24 protein-coding genes are annotated in these 21,619 nt (G+C 66.7%); all 24 read left to right on the plus strand.

Going from position 1 to position 21,619, the window contains the following annotated elements:
* The first annotated feature begins 55 nt into the window (after positions 1-55).
* The 24 genes from fusA (at position 56) to rplO (ending at position 21,618) form a co-directional block, all read left to right on the plus strand.
* The gene (gene fusA, locus WFM69_RS13470; protein ID WP_337005493.1) at positions 56-2,170 is read left to right on the plus strand and encodes an elongation factor G; all 2,115 of its coding nucleotides are present in this window, start codon (positions 56-58) and stop codon (positions 2,168-2,170) included.
* 160 nt (positions 2,171-2,330) lie between these two features.
* A complete protein-coding gene (tuf, locus tag WFM69_RS13475; protein ID WP_017829210.1) occupies positions 2,331-3,521 on the plus strand; it encodes an elongation factor Tu in 1,191 nt (396 codons plus the stop codon).
* Between the two features lie 171 nt (positions 3,522-3,692).
* Positions 3,693-3,905: a hypothetical protein gene (locus WFM69_RS13480; protein ID WP_045264638.1), complete on the plus strand. Its 213-nt coding sequence runs from the start codon at positions 3,693-3,695 to the stop codon at positions 3,903-3,905.
* A 363-nt stretch (positions 3,906-4,268) separates the two neighbouring features.
* On the plus strand, positions 4,269-11,228 hold the full coding sequence (locus WFM69_RS13485; RefSeq protein WP_337005495.1) for a DUF5979 domain-containing protein: 6,960 nt from the start codon (positions 4,269-4,271) through the stop codon (positions 11,226-11,228).
* Positions 11,229-12,035: 807 nt separating this feature from the next.
* Positions 12,036-12,344 (plus strand): 30S ribosomal protein S10, encoded by a 309-nt coding sequence (gene rpsJ / locus WFM69_RS13490; protein ID WP_017201594.1) that lies wholly within the window; start codon positions 12,036-12,038, stop codon positions 12,342-12,344.
* A gap of 8 nt (positions 12,345-12,352) precedes the next feature.
* On the plus strand, positions 12,353-13,012 hold the full coding sequence (gene rplC, locus WFM69_RS13495; RefSeq protein WP_337005498.1) for a 50S ribosomal protein L3: 660 nt from the start codon (positions 12,353-12,355) through the stop codon (positions 13,010-13,012).
* Positions 13,013-13,014: 2 nt separating this feature from the next.
* Positions 13,015-13,677: a 50S ribosomal protein L4 gene (gene rplD / locus WFM69_RS13500; RefSeq protein ID WP_337005500.1), complete on the plus strand. Its 663-nt coding sequence runs from the start codon at positions 13,015-13,017 to the stop codon at positions 13,675-13,677.
* Positions 13,674-13,997 carry a 50S ribosomal protein L23 gene (rplW, locus tag WFM69_RS13505; RefSeq protein ID WP_017829206.1) on the plus strand — a complete coding sequence of 108 codons (324 nt, stop codon included), beginning with the start codon at positions 13,674-13,676 and terminating at the stop codon, positions 13,995-13,997. The genes rplD and rplW overlap by 4 nt, the downstream gene beginning before the upstream one ends.
* A 20-nt stretch (positions 13,998-14,017) precedes the next feature.
* A complete protein-coding gene (rplB, locus tag WFM69_RS13510) occupies positions 14,018-14,857 on the plus strand; it encodes a 50S ribosomal protein L2 (RefSeq protein ID WP_017201590.1) in 840 nt (279 codons plus the stop codon).
* Between the two features lie 12 nt (positions 14,858-14,869).
* Entirely contained in the window at positions 14,870-15,151 is a 282-nt protein-coding gene (rpsS, locus tag WFM69_RS13515) for a 30S ribosomal protein S19 (protein ID WP_017201589.1), read from the plus strand.
* Positions 15,151-15,549, plus strand: coding sequence for a 50S ribosomal protein L22 (gene rplV / locus WFM69_RS13520; RefSeq protein WP_337005503.1), 399 nt, complete (start codon positions 15,151-15,153; stop codon positions 15,547-15,549). Before rpsS ends, rplV begins: the two co-directional genes overlap by 1 nt.
* Positions 15,549-16,304, plus strand: coding sequence for a 30S ribosomal protein S3 (gene rpsC / locus WFM69_RS13525; protein ID WP_017201587.1), 756 nt, complete (start codon positions 15,549-15,551; stop codon positions 16,302-16,304). The genes rplV and rpsC overlap by 1 nt, the downstream gene beginning before the upstream one ends.
* A complete protein-coding gene (gene rplP, locus WFM69_RS13530) occupies positions 16,304-16,723 on the plus strand; it encodes a 50S ribosomal protein L16 (RefSeq protein WP_129385843.1) in 420 nt (139 codons plus the stop codon). Before rpsC ends, rplP begins: the two co-directional genes overlap by 1 nt.
* Positions 16,723-17,040 (plus strand): 50S ribosomal protein L29, encoded by a 318-nt coding sequence (rpmC, locus tag WFM69_RS13535; protein ID WP_017829202.1) that lies wholly within the window; start codon positions 16,723-16,725, stop codon positions 17,038-17,040. The genes rplP and rpmC overlap by 1 nt, the downstream gene beginning before the upstream one ends.
* Complete coding sequence (gene rpsQ / locus WFM69_RS13540; RefSeq protein ID WP_247625175.1) at positions 17,040-17,357, plus strand: 30S ribosomal protein S17; 318 nt, start codon at positions 17,040-17,042, stop codon at positions 17,355-17,357. Before rpmC ends, rpsQ begins: the two co-directional genes overlap by 1 nt.
* On the plus strand, positions 17,354-17,722 hold the full coding sequence (gene rplN / locus WFM69_RS13545; protein WP_017201583.1) for a 50S ribosomal protein L14: 369 nt from the start codon (positions 17,354-17,356) through the stop codon (positions 17,720-17,722). Before rpsQ ends, rplN begins: the two co-directional genes overlap by 4 nt.
* A 2-nt stretch (positions 17,723-17,724) precedes the next feature.
* Positions 17,725-18,072, plus strand: coding sequence for a 50S ribosomal protein L24 (gene rplX / locus WFM69_RS13550; protein WP_337005509.1), 348 nt, complete (start codon positions 17,725-17,727; stop codon positions 18,070-18,072).
* The gene (gene rplE, locus WFM69_RS13555) at positions 18,072-18,662 is read left to right on the plus strand and encodes a 50S ribosomal protein L5 (RefSeq protein WP_337005512.1); all 591 of its coding nucleotides are present in this window, start codon (positions 18,072-18,074) and stop codon (positions 18,660-18,662) included. Before rplX ends, rplE begins: the two co-directional genes overlap by 1 nt.
* 131 nt (positions 18,663-18,793) lie before the next feature.
* The gene (gene rpsH, locus WFM69_RS13560; protein WP_337005514.1) at positions 18,794-19,192 is read left to right on the plus strand and encodes a 30S ribosomal protein S8; all 399 of its coding nucleotides are present in this window, start codon (positions 18,794-18,796) and stop codon (positions 19,190-19,192) included.
* 6 nt (positions 19,193-19,198) lie between these two features.
* Positions 19,199-19,735 (plus strand): 50S ribosomal protein L6, encoded by a 537-nt coding sequence (gene rplF / locus WFM69_RS13565; RefSeq protein WP_337005516.1) that lies wholly within the window; start codon positions 19,199-19,201, stop codon positions 19,733-19,735.
* A 2-nt stretch (positions 19,736-19,737) separates the two neighbouring features.
* Positions 19,738-20,097, plus strand: coding sequence for a 50S ribosomal protein L18 (rplR, locus tag WFM69_RS13570; RefSeq protein ID WP_337005518.1), 360 nt, complete (start codon positions 19,738-19,740; stop codon positions 20,095-20,097).
* Positions 20,094-20,798 carry a 30S ribosomal protein S5 gene (gene rpsE / locus WFM69_RS13575; RefSeq protein WP_442928415.1) on the plus strand — a complete coding sequence of 235 codons (705 nt, stop codon included), beginning with the start codon at positions 20,094-20,096 and terminating at the stop codon, positions 20,796-20,798. The genes rplR and rpsE overlap by 4 nt, the downstream gene beginning before the upstream one ends.
* Positions 20,798-20,983, plus strand: coding sequence for a 50S ribosomal protein L30 (gene rpmD, locus WFM69_RS13580; RefSeq protein ID WP_017201575.1), 186 nt, complete (start codon positions 20,798-20,800; stop codon positions 20,981-20,983). Before rpsE ends, rpmD begins: the two co-directional genes overlap by 1 nt.
* Positions 20,983-21,618: a 50S ribosomal protein L15 gene (gene rplO / locus WFM69_RS13585; RefSeq protein ID WP_337005521.1), complete on the plus strand. Its 636-nt coding sequence runs from the start codon at positions 20,983-20,985 to the stop codon at positions 21,616-21,618. Before rpmD ends, rplO begins: the two co-directional genes overlap by 1 nt.
* Position 21,619: the final 1 nt, after the last annotated feature.

The following is a 21,619-nucleotide window of genomic DNA, read 5'->3' on the forward strand; positions in this document are numbered from 1 at the left end:
GGGACGGGCACCCCCTCTTCGCAGTACGACTGCTCCAAAAGATAAGGACACTCCTGTGGCACAAGACGTGCTCACGGACCTGAGCAAGGTCCGCAACATCGGCATCATGGCGCACATCGATGCCGGCAAGACCACGACGACCGAGCGCATCCTGTTCTACACGGGCGTCAACCACAAGCTCGGCGAGACGCACGATGGTGCGTCGACCACCGACTGGATGGAGCAGGAGAAGGAGCGCGGCATCACGATCACGTCTGCCGCCGTGACCTGCTACTGGAACAAGAACCAGATCAACATCATCGACACCCCCGGTCACGTGGACTTCACGGTCGAGGTGGAGCGTTCGCTCCGCGTGCTCGACGGTGCAGTCGCCGTGTTCGACGGCAAGGAGGGCGTCGAGCCCCAGTCCGAGACCGTGTGGCGTCAGGCCGACAAGTACAACGTCCCCCGCATCTGCTTCGTCAACAAGATGGACAAGCTCGGCGCGGACTTCTACTTCACGGTCGACACCATCATCAACCGTCTCGGCGCCAAGCCGCTCGTCATCCAGTTGCCCATCGGCGCGGAGAACGACTTCATCGGCGTCGTCGACCTGGTCGAGATGCGCGCGCTGGTCTGGGCGGGTGACGCCAAGGGTGATGTGACCATGGGCGCCTCCTACGAGATCCAGGAGATCCCGGAGGACCTCAAGGAGAAGGCTGCCGAGTACCGTCAGCTGCTCCTCGAGACCGTCGCCGAGTCCGACGACGTGCTGCTCGAGAAGTTCTTCGGCGGTGAGGAGCTCACGGTCGCAGAGATCAAGGGCGCCATCCGCAAGATGACCGTCGCCAGCGAGCTCTACCCGGTGCTCTGCGGTTCCGCGTTCAAGAACCGTGGCGTCCAGCCGATGCTCGACGCGGTCGTCGACTACCTCCCGAACCCGCTCGACGTGGGCTCGATCGAGGCGCACGACCCGAAGGACTACGACACGATCATCGAGCGTCACCCCGACGCGAAGGACCCGTTCGCGGCCCTCGCGTTCAAGGTCGCCGTGCACCCGTTCTTCGGTCGCCTCACCTACGTGCGCGTCTACTCGGGTCACCTCGAGTCGGGTTCTGCGGTCGTCAACTCGACCAAGAACAAGAAGGAGCGCATCGGGAAGATCTTCCAGATGCACGCCAACAAGGAGATCCCGGTCCCCTCGGTCACCGCAGGCAACATCTACGCGGTCATCGGTCTGAAGGACACCACCACGGGTGACACCCTCACCGACCCGGCAGCCCCGGTCGTCCTCGAGTCGATGACGTTCCCGGAGCCGGTCATCGAGGTCGGCATCGAGCCGAAGACCAAGGCCGACCAGGAGAAGCTGGGTGTCGCCATCCAGAAGCTCGCCGAAGAGGACCCGACATTCCGCACGGAGCTCAACCCCGAGACCGGTCAGACGACCATCAAGGGCATGGGCGAGCTGCACCTCGACATCCTCGTGGACCGCATGAAGCGCGAGTTCAACGTCGAGGCCAACGTCGGCAAGCCGCAGGTGGCGTACCGCGAGACGATCCGCAAGACCGTCGAGAAGCACGACTACACGCACAAGAAGCAGACCGGTGGTTCTGGACAGTTCGCAAAGATCCAGTTCACCATCGAGCCGCTCGACCTCGATTCCGAGAAGACCTACGAGTTCGTGAACGCCGTCACCGGTGGTCGCATCCCTCGTGAGTACATCGGCTCGATCGACGCCGGTTTCCAGGACGCGATGAACGTCGGAGTCCTCGCGGGCTACCCGATGGTCGGCGTCAAGGCGACCATCGTCGATGGTGCGGCACACGACGTCGACTCCTCGGAGATGGCGTTCAAGATCGCGGGATCCATGGGCTTCAAGGAGGCCGCGCGTCGCGCCAACCCCGTGCTGCTCGAGCCGCTGATGGCCGTCGAGGTCCGCACTCCCGAGGAGTACATGGGCGACGTCATCGGCGACCTGAACTCGCGTCGTGGCCAGATCCAGTCGATGGAGGACGCCGCCGGCGTCAAGGTCGTCCGTGCTCTGGTTCCGCTGTCCGAGATGTTCGGCTACATCGGCGACCTGCGCTCGAAGACCTCGGGCCGCGCCGTCTACTCGATGGAGTTCCACAGCTACGCTGAGGTGCCCCGCGCAGTGGCCGACGAGATCGTCCAGAAGACCAAGGGCGAGTAATCACCCTTCTGGGAGTCGGCTCCTCGTGAGCGAGGGGCCGGCTCCCAGGTCCCCTACAACTTCACATTCCCTCTCTACTAAACTGAGAACCTAACCCGTAGAGAACCGGTCGCAAACCAGTGCCCGGTCACCTCTGCAACGACGTCCTGAGGAGGACCCAGTGGCTAAGGCCAAGTTCGAGCGGACCAAGCCGCACGTCAACATCGGAACGATCGGTCACGTCGACCACGGCAAGACCACGCTCTCCGCAGCGATCTCGAAGGTGCTTGCTGACAAGTACCCGTCCGACACCAACGTGCAGCGCGACTTCGCTTCCATCGACTCGGCGCCGGAAGAGCGCCAGCGTGGTATCACCATCAACATCTCGCACATCGAGTACGAGACCCCGAAGCGCCACTACGCGCACGTTGACGCTCCCGGCCACGCCGACTACGTCAAGAACATGATCACCGGTGCGGCTCAGATGGACGGCGCGATCCTCGTGGTCGCCGCCACCGACGGCCCGATGGCTCAGACGCGCGAGCACGTGCTGCTCGCCAAGCAGGTCGGCGTTCCGTACCTGCTGGTCGCGCTGAACAAGTCCGACATGGTCGACGACGAGGAGATCCTGGAGCTCGTCGAGCTCGAGGTCCGCGAGCTGCTCGCCGGCCAGGGCTTCGACGAGGACGCTCCTGTCGTCCGCGTCTCCGCTCTCAAGGCGCTCGAGGGCGACGAGAAGTGGACCCAGGCGATCCTGGACCTGATGCAGGCTGTCGACGACAGCGTTCCGGACCCGGAGCGTGACCGTGACAAGCCGTTCCTGATGCCCGTCGAGGACGTCTTCACGATCACCGGTCGTGGCACCGTCGTCACGGGTCGCGCCGAGCGTGGCACGCTGGCCATCAACTCCGAGGTCGAGATCGTCGGACTCCGTCCGACCGTCAAGACCACGGTCACGGGTATCGAGATGTTCCACAAGCAGCTCGACGAGGCCTGGGCCGGCGAGAACTGTGGTCTGCTGCTCCGCGGCACCAAGCGTGAGGACGTCGAGCGCGGTCAGGTCATCGTCAAGCCGGGTTCGGTCACGCCGCACACCGACTTCGAGGGCACCGCGTACATCCTGTCGAAGGACGAGGGTGGCCGTCACAACCCGTTCTACACGAACTACCGCCCGCAGTTCTACTTCCGCACCACCGACGTCACCGGCGTCATCTCGCTGCCCGAGGGCACCGAGATGGTCATGCCCGGCGACACCACCGACATGACGGTCGAGCTGATCCAGCCGATCGCCATGGAGGAGGGCCTCGGCTTCGCCATCCGTGAGGGTGGACGCACCGTCGGCGCCGGTACGGTCACGAAGATCATCAAGTAAGCATCTGCTTCCTCGCAAAGGGGTCGGACCTTCGGGTCCGGCCCCTTTGTCGTTGGCGGGTCGCTTGTCGTTGGCGGGTCGTCGCGAGGGTTCCCTTTGTCGGGCCCGACATGCACAATGAGTGTGGTCGACCCGACCGGCCGACCGCACTCACGTCAGAAGGGGAATCACATGGGCATCGAAGACGCCGTGAACAAGGGCAAGGACCTCTACGAGCAGAACAAGGACAAGATCGCCGAGGCCGTGAAGAGCGAGCAGGCTGAGGACATCAGCGACAAGGTGCTCGACGGCGTCGCCGACTTCGCCAAGAAGATCGCCCCGGGTGCGGCAGACAAGATCGACGAGATCCGCGACAGTGCGGACAAGGCGGTCGGGAACGAGTAGCACCCCGCGCTTTCGCTGAGCGGCGGCACATCCTGCAGGGATGGGCCGCCGCTTTCGTGTGTGCGCGACATGGTCGTCGCCGTCGTGGCGGAGTGGCATGACCCCTTTCGGGGGTAACGCGTGCGTCGATTGGCATTCGGAAGTATCGGTATGCCAGGATGAAAGAAGTAGTCCACCCTCGACCTTTGGCTAGTCCAGAAAAGAGGTGGTTGGTCGTCTTGCCAGAGACGGCCGGACTCGTCCGTTCGCCCAAGGGGGGTGGTCGGAAGACATCGCTCTGCCGCGCGCACGAGCGTAAGTCGCCCTTGCCAGAGGGCGCGGGGAGGGCCGTCGACACGTCGACGGCTGGGGAGGAGTGCGCTCTTGCGCGCCCAGAAAACGTACGTTCATGCTGCCCGCCGCAGGCCGTGGGCCATCATCGCGGCGATCGCCGTTCTCGCCTCCGCGCTCGTGGTGCCGCCGACCGCGGCCTACGCCGCCGCCGGGGATCCCGAGTACCTGACTGTCGCGAAGAGCGTTGCACCCGAGGTCGTCTCGCCGGGGCAGCCGTTCACCTACACGCTCGCCGTCAACTGCTCCGAGAGCTCGTGCCTCGACGCGAAGCTGCACGATGCGTTCCCCGCAGGACTCGCCGGATACACGGTGCAGAACGTCTCGATGCAGCCGGGCGCTGCGAGCGTTCCGCGCAACGTCACGTGGTCCGTGGGCGGAACCGCCATCGGAGCGGCAGCCCCCTCGGTCCTCACGGCGGACACCGTGCTCGACGTCGACTTCACCGGCGCGATCAGCGCGCCCGCGGGCACCGGCCTCCAGAACGGTCAGACGTTCACGGTCACGGTCACCCTGCAGGTGCCCGACACTCTTCTGCCCGGGACGCAGGTCATCACCAACACCGCGACCACCGAGGCGACGAACTCCGCGCCCGGCATCGACGATGCGACGATCACGGTCATGACGCCGGAGACGATCGACGTCGACGTGACCAAGGCATGGTCTCCGTCGCCGCAGAGCTTCAACCCCGGTGCCGCATCGACGATCGCGCTCGGCATCACCAACGCCTCCAACGGTCCCGTCGAGACGCTGATCCTCCAGGAGCCCGCCACCGCGGAAGACGGAGCCGATGCGCTTGCGGCGAGCAACCCGTTCGTCATCACGGACTTCGCGGGCTTCGGTGCCTCCACGCTTCCTGCCGGTGCGGACACCGTCCAGACCGACCTCTACCTGCAGCAGGCGGACGGAACGTGGAAGTGGGTGCCCGGGCCTCCGGCAGCCGCCCCGCAGATCCCCGTAGGCGTCGACCCCGCCGATATCGGCGGCATCCGTCTCACCTACACCGGCACCGCGATCCAGGAGGGCGCGACCGGCACGATCGCGATCGACGTCGTCCAGCGCGAGACCAACCGCAACACCGACGCCGACCTGTCCACCGCGACGCACAAGATCGACAACGTCGTCACCGGCACGGCAGCGGTCGAAGACCGTGACCCCGTCACCGACACCGCCGGCGCCACCTACCAGGTCGTCCCGGCGACCATCGCCGCGTCCACGACCAAGAGCATCAACCCCGACCGCATCGCCGCGGGGGACACGACCGAAGCACGGATCGTCGGCGTCAACACCTCCGACATCGGCGTCAACGAGCTGCGCGTCGCCGATCTCGACTTCTTCGACGAGCAGGTTCGCTTCGGCGGCTTCCTGAGCGCACCCGTCTGGCCGGACACCGCCAGCGCCGGCGTGCTCCGCTACCACCCCCTCGACGGCAGCGCTCCGATCGAGATCGCACTGGTCGACGGCGTGGTCCCGGCCCTTCCGACCGAGACGATCTCCGGTTTCGAGATCGTCTTCACCGCGACGAACGGCCGCATCGTCCCCGCCGCGCAGACGATCATCGACTTCGCGATCGAGACCGAGGAATCGGCCATCGGCTCCGCGACCGAGCGGAAGCTGACCAACTCGGCCACCACCTCCGTCGTCGCACCCAACGGGCGCGATGCCGAGGCCAGCGACACCGCCGATCTCACGCTGCTCAAGCCCGAGATCGATGTGACCCTCACCAAGACCGTGCGTCCCTCCGCCGCGGTCGCACCGGGCGAGCGCGTCGTGACCGAGCTGAAGTCCAGCCTCACCACGACCTCCGACTACATCACGCCGACTCAGATCGTGGTCGAAGACGCCTGGACCGGCAAGAACGGATACTGGGACGCGTTCGACCTCACCTCGATCGCCCCGACCCAGGTGCCCTCGAACGCGAAGCTGACGATCCAGGTGCAGGACGCGGACGGCAACTGGCGCAGCCTGAAGGTGTTCCCGGCGCAGGCGCAGCCCCACCTGATCTCGATGACGGGCGCGGAGATCACCGCCGCCCTGCCCTCGGGCGTCTCGATCGACGACGTGCGCGGCATCCGGTTCACCTTCGACAGCACGACTCCGGACGGCTTCCCGGCAGGCACCACGGTCACGCCCTACTTCGTCTCGACGGCACGCGGGGAACTCCGCACCGGTGGTTCGACCGCCCCCGCCGGCGACGGCCCGGTGTCGTACACCAATACGGCGACCACGACCGGAACCGGCAAGACCGCGGCGGGCACCTCGCTCTCCGACACGGATGACGACACCAGCGCGGCCAAGATCGTGACCAACCCCGGTGGCGCCGGCACGGTGGGTATCGACAAGCGCTGGAGCGAGCCGACCGTGTCCGCGCAGTCCGGGCAGCTCCGCGGCACCACGCTCTCGTGGCAGGTCGGGGAAGGTTACGGCCGCGTGGCGATCTCCGATCCCGCTCCGAGCGCGCAGGCCTTCGACCCGAGCAGCGTGCCCGGAGCCGTCGCCGGCACCGTGTTCGATGCCTTCGACCTCGTGCGCATCGACCCGATCGCGGCCGATGACGAGCCGTTCAGCAACGGCTGGTACCTGAAGTACGACACGGTGGAATCCGTGCAGCTCTTCTCGGGCGGATCCTGGCAGACCGTGCCCGCTCCGGCGGGCGGCTGGGTCCAGAACGGCCGATTCGTCGGACACGACCTCGCACCGGGAGCCGCCGCGGACACGACCGGGTTCCGGATCGTCCTGGCTCCGAACGACGCAGCCCGGGCGGCGGCTGTCGCAGCCGGTGACCCGTGGGTGACCGCGCTCGGCGCAGGCGTCGGAGCGAGCAGCTCCGCGCGCACCTTCAACCTGACCTGGCAGATCCGCGACCAGAAGCGGTCCGACGGCAGCTGGGTCACCGACCAGGCGACCTACAACACCGCCGACGCCGGAGCGGTGCGCAACACCACCCGCATCGACGCCGAGCCGCTGGGCGCCGGAGCGGTGAACAGCGACAGCGACGGTGACACGATCCTCATCACCAACCCAGGCCCCGCGGTCACGGTGACCAAGTCGGTCACTCCGACGACCAACCTGCACGTGCCGCTCGCCGGCACTGCCGCGTCGTCGTACCCGACGGCGCGCTACACGCTCGATGCCCGCAACGACTCCGTCTCGGCGGCATCGTATGTGCGGGTGACCGACCCGCCGGTGTGCGCGGACGGCGCGGCCATGGCGACCTGCCAGAGTGCAGGAACCGTGGCCGGTGCGACGGGCGACCCGTTCACGGACGACATCGACTGGCTCACCGCCCCCGGACAGGGCAACCCGTTCGAGCGGTTCGACCTGCGTCGCGTCACCGTCTCCGCGACGACCGCGAGCGAGATCGACCTGGCTGCCAGCACGGTCTGGCTCCTGCGCTACGCCGACGGCGACTACACCACGGAGCGGACCACCGCCGCCGCGGTGAACGCGATGGCCGCCGAGGACCTGGCCGACGTGGTCGGCGTCAGCGTGACGTTCCAGGGCACCGACCCCGCCGTCTCCGGGGGAACGATCACCTCGTCCAACACGCTGCGAGTCGTGATGGACGTGCAGCTGCGTCCCACCCTGCGCAGCTCCGGTGACGCTCAGGTCGTCGCGGCCAACGAGCGTGTCGGCGTCGCCAACCGCGTGTTCGCGCAGTCGTACGACCCGATCCTCAGCGACGGGACCCGCACCGGTGCGCGCGATGCCGTGGCCGTGACGCTGACCGGTGGCGACCTCAACGTGGCCGCGACCAAGTCCGTCTCGCCGCGCGCCCTCACCGAGCCGACGCGAGCAACGCCCGTCACCGTGACGCTGGGCGCCAACCAGGGCACGTCACCCGTGAGCTCGCTCTCGCCCGCCGAGGTGCGTCTCACGGATGACATCGCCTCGTCGCCGCAGTTCTGGAACGCGTTCGACTTCACCGGCCTCGGAGCCATCACGGCTCCTGCCGGCGCGGATCGCGTGCGGGTGGCCGTCTTCGGCCCGTTCGGCACGGATGGCGCGAAGGAGTGGGTGGAGTCGGCTGCGACCCCGATCGCCGGAGCGACCGTGCCGGTGGCCGCCGAGCAGTACGGCGACATCGAGGGGATCCGGTTCGCGTTCTCCCGTGCCGACGGCGCATTCTTCTCACCGACCGTCCCGGCACCGCGCTGGAGCACCACCGCGGCGTTCACGGTGCAGCTGCGCGACGAGCACCGCACGAGCGGCAACCGGATCGACATGACCGGCACCATCGGCAACACCGTGACCGTCATCAGTGATCGGCTCAACGGGGAGACCTCCGCCGAGAAGACGGCGAACGCCTCGGTCTCGCTGAGCCCCGGCACCTTCCAGATCGCCGTCAACAAGCGGGTCAACGAGGGAGCGACGCACGTCGCGACCGCCGGAGACCTGCTGCCGTGGGACCTCTCGTTCACGAACACGGGTACCGGGTACCTGACGGTCGAGGAGCTCCGCGACCTGCTGCCGACGCATCTCCTCTACCTCGGTGACGACCCCGTCTACACCCCGTCGCCGACCGGTCTGCTCCCGGCCCCCGAGAGCCTGACCGAGGAGAACCGCGAGCTCGTGTTCCGCTGGCCCGCCGGTTCGCGCATGGCACCGGGGGAGACCTTCTCCGTGCGCGTGATGCTCGAGCTGCAGCCCGGCCTCGGGCTCGGCCAGCAGGCTGTGAACCAGATGACCGTGCACACGTCGGAGCGGCTGCAGGCGTGCACCAACTCGCGCGCCGGCGGCAGCGTCACCGGTGCATGGGCATCGGATCCCACCACCTGCGGCACGACCGACTACGTCACGCCCGCCAACGCCACGAGCCTGTTCGTGGTCAAGGGTGTCCGCGGTGAGCGTCCCGGTGCCGTGCACCCGACCGACTCCACCCGGATCTGCCAGCAGAACCTCGTCGTGACGGGCGGTGCGTACTTCCGCTCGCCGTGCGCCGCGAACAGCGAGATCGGCGGCACGGACTCGTGGGTCCTCCGCGCGCAGAACGGCGGCACGAGCGAGATGGCGGAGATGGTGCTGTTCGACCAGCTCCCCGTCGCCGGCGACCGGTCGCTGATCTCCGGCGCGAGCCGCGGCTCGGTGTTCCGTCCGCAGATGCTGGACGACCTCGCAGTGAACGCCCCGCAGGGGACGACCACGGTCGTGGAGGTCACGACATCGGTCGGCGTCTGCGAGGGCACGTGGGCGAACCTGGTGAACCAGGTCCCGTGTGCGCAGAACGGCGAGGTGTGGACGGTGGCCGATGGCAACACCGACTGGTCGGTCGTCTCCGGTATCCGGATCAGCCTCGACTTCCGTTCGACGGCGGCCGGTGCGCTCACGCCCGGACAGTTCGTGGATGTCAACTACAGCACCACCAACGTGATCGCGTCTGCCGCGGACCCGAGTGGTGCCCCGGCTGTCGTGCCCGCCGCGGACTCGTTCGCGTGGAACCAGTTCGGCGTGAAGTTCCGCGATGAGAACCAGACCCGGTTCCAGCGCATCGCACCGTCGCCTGTGGGCACGCACCTGGTGGTGGGTGCGCTGCAGATCGACAAGAACGTCACCGGTGCCGCTGCGGCCTACGCCCCGGACGAGTTCCGCGCCGACGTGGTCTGCACGATCGATGGTGTCACGCTCGACATGGGTGCGGATGCGACTGTCGTCCTCGACGACGGGAACGGCTTCAGCCGCCGGATCGACGGCATCCCGCTCGGCGCTTCCTGCACGGTCACCGAGCAGGGCGTGACGGGCTCGTACGGTGAGGCGACCCGCACCGGATCGCCGAGCACCGTGGTGATCTCGGAGGTCGTCGCGCCGGCGGGCCCCGTGCCCGCAGACGACATCGTGGAGCTGGGGAACGACTACACGTACTCCGGGTTCAGCGTCACGAAGGTCGTGGACACGGATGCCGTCGCCGGCAGCTTCGGCCCGTTCGACTTCACCGCGACCTGCACGACCGCGACGGGGGTTCCCGTGACCTTCGCCGGGGGAGCGACCCTGCTCGAGTTCACGCTCGCCGCGGGCGAGACGTTCACGGCGCCGGCGAACACCGTGCCCGCGCGCTCGACGTGCGTCGTGACCGAGGTCGGCAGTTCCGCGGCCGACGACATCGTGATCACCGGAACCGGGGTCACCGACCTCGGTGGCGGTGCGGCGGAGGTCGTGGTCGGAGTCGCTGCGGCAGAAGTCACGGTGACCAACAGCTACGACACCGGCGTCCTGACCGTGGTCAAGGAGGTCGACGGCGACGGAGCGGCGCTCTACGGAGCGGAGCCGTTCACGTTCTCCGTGCTGTGCACCTACCGCGGGCAGGAGATCCTGGATCTCGAGTTCGCGCTCGAGGCGGGCGGCATGCGCACGTTCGGTCCGTATCCGGCATCGACCTCCTGTGCGGTCGAGGAGATCGACGCGGCGGGCGCGACCAGCACGGCGCTCTCGCCCGTCGACGGAACCGTGACGCTCGGCGAGGGTGTCGATCCCGCGTGGACCGTCACGGCGACGAACACGTTCGATCTCACTGAGATCGACGTGACGAAGACCCGCGTCGGCGACCTGGACGCGGAGGGGGCAGACGGTGCGTTCACCGTCCAGCTCCAGTGCGTGCTGCCGACCGGTGGGGAAGACCGGATCATCGCCATCCCGGGTGGGGCGGATCGTGTGCTGAGTGCGGCGAACGGCTACCGGGCGAACTACGGTTCGCTTCCGGTGGATGCGCGCTGCGAGATCGTCGAGACGGTGGCTGGCACCGCCGTGCGGACGAGCATCACAGTGACGACGTCCCAGGCCCCGGCGGTGACCACGGCGGGGACGACCGCGACGATCGATCTCGCCGGCGCGGACGCGCCGACCGAGGTCGAGGTCCGCAACGAGTTCGTGAAGGTGCTGCCGCTCACCGGCCTCGCCGGAACGCTCGCGCTGTGGGCGGTCGTCCTGGTCCTGCTCGCGGGCGGAGCGGTCCTGTTGATCCTGGCGGCACAACGTCGCCGGTCTCGACAGGAGAGCTGACGGGAGTGCCGGGGCGAGCGCCGAAAGTGCTCGCCCCGGCACGCCCTCGGATGTGGCGCATTCGCCGCTGTATCGAGTAGGATCATTCCGACCGCCTGGGGATCTTGCGGTCGGGGAAGCCGAAGGGGTTCGGTTTCCCGAAGCACGCGGGACCACCGCGTACGAATCTGGGGATAACGATCTTGGGGATCATCGTGCGACGCGCGCACTCTGTGCGCCTGAGCGTCTCCCTGCCTGCGCGGCGGGTCTCATTCCGCCGCGCCTTCGATCGAGGAGTCAGGCGTCCCTTCACGCCGGACTACTCGCGTTCGGTGTGCCCCCTCGCACTGAACGCCCTCCCCAAGCGGGGCGAGGCATGGGGATGCCTCGCCCCGCTATCTCCTGCGATCTGACGCTCGCGCGACCCCTGTGACGACGTGCCCTGCGGGCGCGACACGCCCGGGTTTGCAGAAGTGAAATCAGCCATGGCAGAATAGACAGGTTCGATATTCCGTCGCCGCTGTGTGTGCGTCGGATCACTGCCAGGGCAGTGCATAGACGGCGAGTCCTCCGGGGCGTCGCAGGGTTCTAGGCCGCGGGTAGCAAGAACACACCCCGACACCCTTCTTGTGAAGGTCTCCGCCGTGCGCGGCGGAGGGTCGGCATCCGTTCGCCTCCGGGCGTGCGGCTGACAGCAGAACAGTGGTGCAGCAGATCGACTCGTGAGAGCCGTTCTCGTGCCGAGGCGCGAACAGCGCCGACGTGCGTCCAATGCCCCAGGGCCACCCGGTCCCGGACGGTAAGACGCTTAAAGAGAGAGAGCAGACAATGGCGGGACAGAAGATCCGCATTCGCCTGAAGTCGTATGACCACGAGGTCATCGACACGTCCGCACGCAAGATCGTCGACACTGTGACCCGTGCGGGCGCAACCGTCGTCGGCCCCGTGCCCCTTCCGACCGAGAAGAACGTCGTGTGCGTCATCCGGTCGCCCCACAAGTACAAGGACAGCCGCGAGCACTTCGAGATGCGCACCCACAAGCGTCTGATCGACATCGTCGACCCGACGCCCAAGGCCGTCGACTCGCTGATGCGTCTCGACCTGCCGGCCGATGTCAACATCGAGATCAAGCTCTGAGGTTCGACATGGCTGACATCAACTCCAAGATTTCCAAGGGCATGCTGGGCACGAAGCTCGGCATGACCCAGGTGTGGAACGAGAGCGGCAAGCTCATCCCCGTCACCGTCATCGAGCTGGCACCCAACGTGGTGACCCAGGTCCGCACGCCCGAGAAGGACGGCTACAACGCCGTGCAGATCGCGTACGGCCAGATCGACCCCCGCAAGGTGAACAAGCCGCTCACCGCCCACTTCGAGGCCGCCGGCGTCACGCCGCGCCGTCACGTCACCGAGATCCGCACCGCGGACGCCGGCGACTACAACCTGGGCCAGGAGCTCACGGTCGACGGAACCTTCGAGGCCGGCCAGCTCGTCGACGTCGTCGGCACGAGCAAGGGCAAGGGCTTCGCCGGTGTCATGAAGCGTCACAACTTCAAGGGCGTCTCGGCATCGCACGGTGCACACCGCAACCACCGCAAGCCCGGCTCCATCGGCGCATCGTCGACCCCGAGCCGCGTCTTCAAGGGCATGCGCATGGCCGGCCGTATGGGTGGCGAGCGCGTGACCGTCCTCAACCTCACGGTGCACGCCATCGACATCGAGAAGGGACTCATGCTCGTCAAGGGCGCCGTCCCCGGTGCACGTGGCCGCATCGTCTATGTCCGCAACGCAGTGAAGGGTGCCTGATCATGGCTGACTCCACTCTCGCGCTCGACGTCCTCAAGGCAGACGGCAAGAAGGCAGGCTCTGTCGAGCTTCCCGCCGCGCTGTTCGACGCCAAGACGAACATCCCGCTCATCCACCAGGTCGTCGTCGCGCAGCTCGCGGCGGCTCGCCAGGGCACGCACTCGACCAAGCGTCGTGGCGAGGTCTCCGGTGCCGGCCGCAAGCCCTTCAAGCAGAAGGGCACGGGTAACGCCCGTCAGGGTTCCATCCGCGCGCCGCACATGACCGGTGGTGGCATCGTGCACGGCCCCAAGCCGCGCGACTACTCGCAGCGCACCCCCAAGAAGATGATCGCCGCCGCCCTCCTGGGTGCGCTCAGCGACCGCTTCCGTGGTGACCGTCTGCACGCGATCGACACCTTCGGCACCGAGGGCGCGCCCTCGACCAAGGCTGCCGCGGGCTTCCTCGCCCAGGTCGCCTCGTCGAAGAACGTGCTCGTGGTCATCGAGCGCGGCGACGAGCTCGCGCTCAAGAGCATCCGCAACCTCGGGCACGTCCACGTGCTGTCGTTCGACCAGCTCAACGCCTACGACGTGCTCGTCTCCGACGACATCGTCTTCACCCAGGCCGCGCTCGAGGGCTTCATCGCCTCCAAGTCCGGCGCCAACCAGGAGGTCTCCGCATGAGCGAGCAGGCATCTGTTCTCCAGACGGCCCTGAACAAGGACCCGCGCGACATCATCCTGAAGCCGGTCGTGTCCGAGAAGAGCTACGGGCTCATCGACGAGGGTAAGTACACCTTCCTCGTCGACCCGCGCGCTTCGAAGACCGAGATCAAGCTCGCCATCGAGAAGATCTTCGGCGTCAAGGTCGCTGGGGTCAACACCCTCAACCGCGTCGGCAAGGCTCGTCGCACCCGCTTCGGCACCGGCAAGCGCAAGGACACCAAGCGCGCCATCGTCACCCTGAAGTCGGGCACCATCGACATCTTCACGGCAATCGGCTGATCCGGGGGATAAGGACAATAATGGCTATTCGCAAGTACAAGCCCACGACCCCGGGCCGTCGCGGCTCGTCGGTGGCTGACTTCGCCGAGATCACTCGATCGACGCCGGAGAAGTCGCTGCTGCGCCCGCTCTCGAAGACCGGTGGTCGCAACAACCAGGGCCGCATCACGACCCGTCACATCGGTGGTGGCCACAAGCGCCAGTACCGCGTCATCGACTTCCGTCGTAACGACAAGGACGGCGTCAACGCCAAGGTCGCTCACATCGAGTACGACCCCAACCGCACCGCGCGCATCGCGCTGCTGCACTACTTCGACGGTGAGAAGCGCTACATCCTCGCTCCGGCGAAGCTGAAGCAGGGCGACATCGTCGAGTCGGGTGCCGGGGCTGACATCAAGCCGGGTAACAACCTCCCGCTGAAGAACATCCCCACGGGTACGGTCATCCACGCGATCGAGCTCCGCCCCGGCGGCGGCGCGAAGATGGCACGTTCGGCCGGCGCATCCGTCCGTCTCGTCGCCAAGGACGGCCCCTACGCCCAGCTGCGTCTGCCCTCGGGCGAGATCCGCAACGTCGATGCGCGCTGCCGCGCGACCATCGGCGAGGTCGGCAACGCCGAGCAGTCGAACATCAACTGGGGCAAGGCCGGCCGCATGCGCTGGAAGGGCGTCCGCCCGACCGTCCGTGGTGTCGCGATGAACCCGGTCGACCACCCGCACGGTGGTGGTGAGGGTAAGACCTCCGGTGGTCGTCACCCCGTCTCCCCGTGGGGCCAGGCTGAGGGTCGTACCCGTCACGCCAACAAGGAAAGCGACAAGTACATCGTGCGTCGTCGTAACGCCGGCAAGAAGCGCAAGTAGGAGTAAGAGAAGATGCCTCGCAGTCTTAAGAAGGGCCCCTTCGTCGACGAGCACCTGCTTCGCAAGGTGGTCGTGCAGAACGAAGCCGGCACCAAGAACGTCATCAAGACCTGGTCCCGTCGGTCCATGATCATCCCGGCGATGCTGGGTCACACGATCGCGGTCCACGACGGACGCAAGCACATCCCTGTGTTCGTGTCCGAGACCATGGTCGGTCACAAGCTGGGCGAGTTCGCGCCCACCCGCACCTTCCGCGGCCACGAGAAGGACGACAAGAAGGGGCGGCGCCGCTAATGGTCGAATCCATCGCACGCGTGAAGCACATCCGCGTGACCCCGCAGAAGGCTCGTCGTGTCGTCGCGCTCATCAAGGGCAAGCAGGCCCAGGAGGCTCTCGCGATCCTGAAGTTCGCACAGCAGAGCGCCAGTGAGCCGATCTACAAGCTTGTCGCGTCGGCCATGGCCAACGCGCAGGTCAAGGCGGATCGCGACGGCGAGTTCCTCGACGAGCAGGACCTGTACGTGAAGAACGCGTACGTGGACGAGGGCACGACGCTCAAGCGTTTCCAGCCCCGTGCACAGGGTCGCGCTTTCCAGATCAAGAAGCGCACGAGCCACATCACGGTCGTGCTCTCGACGCCTGAGGTGGCTCCGGCCGCCGCGGGCGACAGCAACAAGAAGGCGAGCAAGTAATGGGACAGAAGGTAAACCCGTACGGCTTCCGTCTCGGCATCACGACGGACCACGTCTCGCGTTGGTTCTCCGACTCCACGAAGCCGGGTCAGCGTTACGCCGACTACGTCGCCGAGGACATCAAGATCCGCAACCTGCTCAAGACGCAGCTCGACCGCGCCGGTGTCTCGAACATCGAGATCGAGCGCACCCGTGACCGCGTCCGCGTCGACATCCACACCGCCCGTCCGGGCATCGTGATCGGTCGTCGTGGAGCCGAGGCCGAGCGCATCCGCGGCGACCTCGAGAAGCTCTCGGGCAAGCAGATCCAGCTGAACATCCTCGAGGTCAAGAACCCCGAGGCCGACGCTCAGCTCGTCGCACAGGGCATCGCCGAGCAGCTCTCTGCTCGTGTGGCGTTCCGTCGTGCGATGCGCAAGGGTCTCCAGGGCGCGCAGCGCGCTGGCGCCAAGGGCATCCGCATCCAGGTCTCCGGCCGCCTCGGCGGCGCCGAGATGAGCCGTTCGGAGTTCTACCGCGAGGGTCGTGTGCCGCTGCACACGCTGCGCGCGAACATCGACTACGGCTTCTACGAGGCGAAGACCACGTTCGGCCGCATCGGCGTGAAGGTCTGGATCTACAAGGGCGACCTGACCGCGAAGGAGCTCGCTCGCGAGCAGGCCAACGCGCCCAAGGCTCGTCGTGACGACCGTGGTGGCGACCGCCGCCGTGCCCCGCGCAACGAGGCACCAGTTGCAGAAGGAGCGTCGGCATAATGCTCATCCCCCGTAAGGTCAAGTTCCGCAAGCAGCACCACCCGGGTCGCTCGGGCCAGGCCACCGGCGGCACGAAGGTCTCCTTCGGCGAGTTCGGTATCCAGGCCCTCACGCCCGCGTACGTGACGAACCGTCAGATCGAGTCCGCTCGTATCGCGATGACCCGTCACATCAAGCGTGGTGGAAAGGTGTGGATCAACATCTACCCCGACCGTCCGCTCACGAAGAAGCCCGCCGAGACCCGCATGGGTTCCGGTAAGGGTTCGCCCGAGTGGTGGGTCGCGAACGTCAAGCCGGGCCGTGTCCTCTTCGAGGTCGCGGGTGTCGACGAGCAGCTCGCTCGCGAGGCTCTGACCCGAGCAATTCACAAGCTGCCGCTCAAGGCACGAATCATCAAGCGCGAGGAGGGCGACGCGTAATGGCGATCGGCACCAAGGAGCTCGCCCCGGCAGAGCTCGACACATTCGAAGACCAGCGCCTCGTCGAGGAGCTGCGCAAGGCCAAGGAGGAGCTGTTCAACCTCCGCTTCCAGTCGGCCACCGGCCAGCTGGAGAGCCACGGCCGCATCCGCGCCGTCAAGCGCGACATCGCGCGTCTCTACACGGTGATCCGCGAGCGCGAGCTGGGCATCCGTGCGACGCCCGCTCCGGTCGAGGCTCCTGCGAAGAAGGCGACCAAGTCGAAGGCGAAGAAGGCGGATTCCGCCGACGACGCCGTGAAGGAAGAGGCTGAGTGATGGCCACCAAGAAGGAAGCCGCCGTCGAGGCTGAGCACGCTGCTCACGATGTGCGCGATGCGGATGCCCGTGGGTACCGCAAGTCGCGTCGTGGCTACGTCGTCAGCGACAAGATGGACAAGACCATCGTGGTCGAGGTCGAGGACCGTGTGAAGCACCCGCTTTACGGCAAGGTCATCCGCCGCACCTCGAAGGTCAAGGCGCACGATGAGGCGAACACCGCCGGCATCGGCGACCTGGTCCTGATCAACGAGACCCGCCCGCTGAGCGCCACGAAGCGCTGGCGTCTGGTGGAGATTCTGGAGAAGGCCAAGTGATCCAGCAGGAATCCCGACTCAAGGTCGCCGACAACACCGGCGCCAAGGAGCTGCTCACCATCCGTGTTCTCGGTGGGTCGAAGCGTCGTTACGCGGGCCTCGGCGACACCATCGTCGCGACCGTCAAGGACGCGATCCCCGGTGGCAACGTGAAGAAGGGCGACGTCGTCAAGGCGGTCATCGTCCGCACCAAGAAGGAGGTCCGTCGTCCGGACGGCTCCTACATCAAGTTCGACGAGAACGCCGCCGTCATCCTGAAGAACGACGGGGAGCCCCGTGGCACCCGTATCTTCGGACCGGTCGGTCGCGAGCTTCGTGACAAGAAGTTCATGAAGATCGTCTCGCTGGCGCCGGAGGTCATCTAATCATGGCGAAGATCAAGAAGGGTGACCTGGTTCAGGTCATCACCGGATCCAAGGACGAGCGCGGCAAGCAGGGCAAGGTCCTCGAGATCCTGTCCGAGCGCAACCGCGTCGTCGTCGAGGGCGTGAACTACGTCACCAAGCACACGCGTGTCGGTCAGACGCAGCGTGGCACCAAGACGGGTGGCCTCGAGACTGTCGAGGCTCCCATCCACATCTCGAACGTCGCACTCGTCGACCCGTCGACCAAGAAGCCGACCAAGGTCGGCCACCGGGTCGAGGAGAAGACGAAGGATGGCGTCAAGCGCACCGTCCGCGTGCGCTACGCGAAGAAGAGCGGTAAGGACCTCTGATGAGCACCGACACTGCCGCGCCGGCTGGCAAGATCCAGCCGCGCCTGAAGCAGAAGTACAACTCCGAGATCAAGAAGGCCCTGCAGGAGGAGTTCGGTTACGCGAACGTCATGCAGATCCCCGGACTGGTCAAGGTCGTCGTGAACACCGGTGTCGGCGAGGCAGCTCGCGACAGCAAGGTGATCGATGGCGCGGTCGACGACCTCACCAAGATCACCGGCCAGAAGCCGATCGTCACGAAGGCCCGCAAGTCCATCGCGCAGTTCAAGCTGCGTGAGGGTCAGGCCATCGGCGCGCACGTCACCCTCCGTGGCGACCGCGCGTGGGAGTTCGTGGACCGCCTGGTCTCGCTCGCACTGCCCCGTATCCGCGACTTCCGCGGACTCTCGGCCAAGCAGTTCGACGGCAACGGCAACTACACCTTCGGTCTCCAGGAGCAGAGCGTGTTCCACGAGATCGACCAGGACCGCATCGACCGGGTTCGCGGTTTCGACATCACCGTCGTCACCACCGCGAAGACGGATGACGAGGGTCGGGCTCTGCTCCGCCACCTCGGCTTCCCGTTCCGCTCGGACGACGCACAGGCGTAACACCTCGGCGGGCTCAGTGGTCTCGTGTCACTGAGCCCGTCGATGTGCACGTACAATTGAAAATTGCGTGTCATCGCAGGCCGTCTGTCGTGTAACGGCAGCCGGAACCTCATGAACAAAGGAAAACAACAATGACAATGACAGACCCGGTCGCAGATCTGCTGACCCGTCTGCGCAACGCGAACTCGGCGCACCACGACTCCGTGACTCTGCCGTCGAGCAAGCTCAAGACGCACATCGCCCAGATCCTCCAGCAGGAGGGCTACATCGCCGGCTGGGAGACCACCGACGCTCGCGTGGGGAAGAACCTCACGCTGACGCTGAAGTACGGCCCGAACCGCGAGCGGTCGATCGCCGGCATCAAGCGCGTGTCGAAGCCCGGTCTCCGCGTCTACGCGAAGTCCACCGAGCTTCCCACGGTCCTCGGCGGCCTCGGCGTAGCCATCCTGTCCACCTCCTCCGGTCTTCTCACCGACCGTCAGGCTGAGCAGAAGGGCGTGGGCGGAGAAGTTCTCGCCTACGTGTGGTAATTCGAAATGTCGCGTATTGGACGACTTCCCATCGACGTTCCCGCGGGCGTGACCGTTTCGGTCGACGGCCGCGTGGTCGCGGTGAAGGGCCCCAAGGGTGAGCTCACCCTCACGGTGGCCAGCCCCATCGAGGTCGCGGTCGAGGAGAACCAGGTTCTGGTCTCCCGTCCCGACGACGAGCGCGAGTCGCGGTCGCTTCACGGCCTGACCCGCACGCTCATCAACAACAACATCATCGGCGTGACCCAGGGCTACACCAAGGGTCTCGAGGTCGTCGGCACCGGTTACCGCGTGCAGCAGAAGGGCAGCTCGGTCGAGTTCGCCCTCGGCTTCTCGCACCCGGTCCTGATCGACCCGCCCGCCGGCATCACGCTCACGGTCGAGGGCACCACGAAGCTCACCGTCAGCGGGATCGACAAGCAGGCTGTCGGCGAGGCAGCTGCCAACATCCGCAAGATCCGCAAGCCCGAGCCGTACAAGGGCAAGGGTGTGCGCTACGCCGGCGAGAACGTGCGTCGCAAGGCCGGAAAGAGTGGTAAGTAACCATGGCTCTCAAGTCAAAGTCTGACGCCCGCGCGCGTCGTCACGCCCGCCTTCGCAAGAAGGTCGTCGGCACCGAGGCGCGTCCGCGTCTCGTCGTCAACCGTTCGTCCCGCCACGTCTTCGTGCAGCTGGTCGACGACAGCAAGGGTCACACCGTCGCGTCGGCTTCGACGCTCGAGACCGACCTGCGCTCGCTCGAGGGTGACAAGACCGCCAAGGCCCGCAAGGTCGGCGAGCTGCTCGCCGAGCGCGCGAAGGCTGCCGGCGTTTCCGAGGCAGTGTTCGACCGTGGCGGCAACCGCTACGCCGGTCGTGTCGCCGCCATCGCCGACGGCGCCCGCGAAGGGGGTCTGGCACTGTGAGTGACAACAAGGAGAACGAAGTGACCGAAGCGGCTGCTGCCACTTCCGAGACGGCTGCCGGCACCACGCAGGCCGAGCCGGCTCGCGACTCGCGCGACGGCCGCCGCGGCGGTCGTGGCGATCGCAACCAGGGTGGCGGTCGTGACCGCAACTCGCGCGACCGCGGCGACAACCAGTTCCTGGAGCGTGTCGTCACCATCAACCGCGTCTCGAAGGTCGTGAAGGGTGGTCGTCGCTTCAGCTTCACCGCTCTCGTGGTCGTCGGTGACGGCAACGGTCTGGTGGGCGTCGGCTACGGCAAGGCCCGTGAGGTCCCCCTGGCGATCTCGAAGGGTGTCGAAGAGGCCAAGCGCAACTTCTTCCGCGTTCCGCGCGTCGGCAGCACCATCCCGCACCCGGTGCAGGGTGAGGCGGCCGCCGGTGTGGTCCTGCTCCGTCCGGCCGCTGCCGGTACCGGTGTCATCGCCGGTGGTCCGGTCCGCGCCGTGCTCGAGTGCGCCGGTATCCACGACGTGCTGTCGAAGTCGCTCGGTTCGTCGAACACGATCAACATCGTGCACGCGACGGTCGCTGCCCTGAAGCAGCTCGAGGAGCCTCGTGCGGTCGCCGCGCGTCGTGGCCTCGAGTTCGACCAGGTCGCCCCTGCGCGTCTCGTCCGCGCCGAGGCCGAGGCCATCGCCGCACAGAAGGTAGGTGCCTGATGGCCGCGCGACTGAAGGTCACGCAGATCAAGTCCAAGGTGAGCGAGAAGCAGAACCAGCGCGACACGCTGCGCAGCCTCGGTCTGAAGCGGATCGGTGACACCACCGTCCGCCCCGACGACGCGCAGACGCGCGGTTACGTCAAGACCGTCGCCCACCTCGTCAAGGTTGAGGAGATCGACTAATGGCTGAGAAGAACGAGGCCGTCGAGGCTGAGAAGGCCACGAAGAAGGCCGCCGCCCCCAAGGCTGCTGCCGAGAAGAAGCCGGCTGCGAAGAAGGCTCCGGCCAAGTCCGCTGCCGCCGACGCCAAGGCTGAGGCTCCGGCCAAGAAGCCTGCCGCCAAGAAGGCTGCGCCGAAGAAGGATGCTCCGGCATCCCGTCCCGGCGTCCTGAAGGTGCACCACCTGCGTCCCGTCCCCGGGGCCAACACCGCCAAGACTCGCGTCGGCCGTGGTGAGGGCTCGAAGGGTAAGACCGCTGGTCGTGGAACCAAGGGCACCAAGGCGCGCAACACCGTTCGCGTCGGCTTCGAGGGTGGGCAGATGCCGCTGCACATGCGCACCCCGAAGCTGCGCGGGTTCAAGAACCCGTTCCGCGTGGAGTACCAGGTCGTGAACCTGGAGAAGCTCGCGGAGCTGTACCCCAAGGGTGGCGACGTCACCATCGGCGACCTGGTCGCCAAGGGTGCTGTGCGCAAGAACGAGAAGGTCAAGGTGCTCGGCAACGGCGACATCGCCGTGAAGCTCACGGTCTCGGTCGACAAGGTCTCGGGTTCTGCCGAGCAGAAGATCGTGGCTGCGGGCGGATCCGTCAAGTAAC

This window comes from Microbacterium sp. LB12, from assembly GCF_037150835.1.
Lineage (GTDB): Bacteria > Actinomycetota > Actinomycetes > Actinomycetales > Microbacteriaceae > Microbacterium.

What these genes read in the sequence shown, in the direction of transcription:
- rpmD (WP_017201575.1), top strand. Translation starts at nt 20,798, where the DNA reads ATGGCCGCGCGACTGAAGGTCACGCAGATCAAGTCCAAGGTGAGCGAG.
- rpsQ (WP_247625175.1), top strand. Translation starts at nt 17,040, where the DNA reads ATGGCCACCAAGAAGGAAGCCGCCGTCGAGGCTGAGCACGCTGCTCAC.
- rpsS (WP_017201589.1), top strand. Translation starts at nt 14,870, where the DNA reads ATGCCTCGCAGTCTTAAGAAGGGCCCCTTCGTCGACGAGCACCTGCTT.
- rplW (WP_017829206.1), top strand. Translation starts at nt 13,674, where the DNA reads ATGAGCGAGCAGGCATCTGTTCTCCAGACGGCCCTGAACAAGGACCCG.
- rplO (WP_337005521.1), top strand. Translation starts at nt 20,983, where the DNA reads ATGGCTGAGAAGAACGAGGCCGTCGAGGCTGAGAAGGCCACGAAGAAG.
- rplR (WP_337005518.1), top strand. Translation starts at nt 19,738, where the DNA reads ATGGCTCTCAAGTCAAAGTCTGACGCCCGCGCGCGTCGTCACGCCCGC.
- rplX (WP_337005509.1), top strand. Translation starts at nt 17,725, where the DNA reads ATGGCGAAGATCAAGAAGGGTGACCTGGTTCAGGTCATCACCGGATCC.
- rplE (WP_337005512.1), top strand. Translation starts at nt 18,072, where the DNA reads ATGAGCACCGACACTGCCGCGCCGGCTGGCAAGATCCAGCCGCGCCTG.
- rpsJ (WP_017201594.1), top strand. Translation starts at nt 12,036, where the DNA reads ATGGCGGGACAGAAGATCCGCATTCGCCTGAAGTCGTATGACCACGAG.
- rplD (WP_337005500.1), top strand. Translation starts at nt 13,015, where the DNA reads ATGGCTGACTCCACTCTCGCGCTCGACGTCCTCAAGGCAGACGGCAAG.
- rpmC (WP_017829202.1), top strand. Translation starts at nt 16,723, where the DNA reads ATGGCGATCGGCACCAAGGAGCTCGCCCCGGCAGAGCTCGACACATTC.
- rplC (WP_337005498.1), top strand. Translation starts at nt 12,353, where the DNA reads ATGGCTGACATCAACTCCAAGATTTCCAAGGGCATGCTGGGCACGAAG.
- rpsH (WP_337005514.1), top strand. Translation starts at nt 18,794, where the DNA reads ATGACAATGACAGACCCGGTCGCAGATCTGCTGACCCGTCTGCGCAAC.
- WFM69_RS13480 (WP_045264638.1), top strand. Translation starts at nt 3,693, where the DNA reads ATGGGCATCGAAGACGCCGTGAACAAGGGCAAGGACCTCTACGAGCAG.
- rplB (WP_017201590.1), top strand. Translation starts at nt 14,018, where the DNA reads ATGGCTATTCGCAAGTACAAGCCCACGACCCCGGGCCGTCGCGGCTCG.
- rplF (WP_337005516.1), top strand. Translation starts at nt 19,199, where the DNA reads ATGTCGCGTATTGGACGACTTCCCATCGACGTTCCCGCGGGCGTGACC.
- rplP (WP_129385843.1), top strand. Translation starts at nt 16,304, where the DNA reads ATGCTCATCCCCCGTAAGGTCAAGTTCCGCAAGCAGCACCACCCGGGT.
- rplV (WP_337005503.1), top strand. Translation starts at nt 15,151, where the DNA reads ATGGTCGAATCCATCGCACGCGTGAAGCACATCCGCGTGACCCCGCAG.
- rpsC (WP_017201587.1), top strand. Translation starts at nt 15,549, where the DNA reads ATGGGACAGAAGGTAAACCCGTACGGCTTCCGTCTCGGCATCACGACG.